We start from the raw sequence: 507 nt of genomic DNA, 5'->3' as shown, positions 1-507 counted from the left end.
GTAAGAAACCATGTTGCCAAATGGCTGCACGGTCAGCACATCTTTGTATGTGATGTCACCAGCTTCAATAGAATCACGCACACCGCCTGAGTTCATCACTGCGAAATCAGCTTTTGCACGTTCCATATGAGCCGTTGCAATTAAACGACCTAGATTCGTCTGTTGGAATCGCACGACATCACGGTCACCTTCTAGCTTACCGTTTGATTCCGCAATTTTCACATTCAGCTGGCTTTGGCCTTTTTCTTGGAAAGGACGAAGGAAGTCCAACATCGCTTTGTCTTGAGTAATTTCATCTTGAACAAACACACGTTGTGATTGACCATCCACGTTGATTTTTTTCTTCAAGTTTACAGGAATAAGATCGTAGCTCACCATTGATAGTTCGCCGTTACGGAATTCGTAATCGGCACGGCCAACATATTTACCCCACTCATGCGCCTGAACAATGTAAGTACCGTTTTGTTGGTCTGGCTGACACTCATCACCCGGTTTAAAGTTCTTTTT

General features: G+C 44.2%; 1 protein-coding gene. It reads right to left on the bottom strand.

Annotation, left to right across the window (positions count from 1 at the left end; genetic code table 11):
- Positions 1–507, bottom strand: a 507-nt coding sequence (locus tag R7044_RS28325; RefSeq protein ID WP_225456423.1) for a 5'-nucleotidase C-terminal domain-containing protein, incomplete at both ends; no start/stop codon positions are given.

This window comes from Vibrio sp. 1402 (assembly GCF_033340275.1).
Note: the sequence above shows the minus strand (reverse complement) of the source record. Positions and strands in the feature narration are given on the sequence as shown.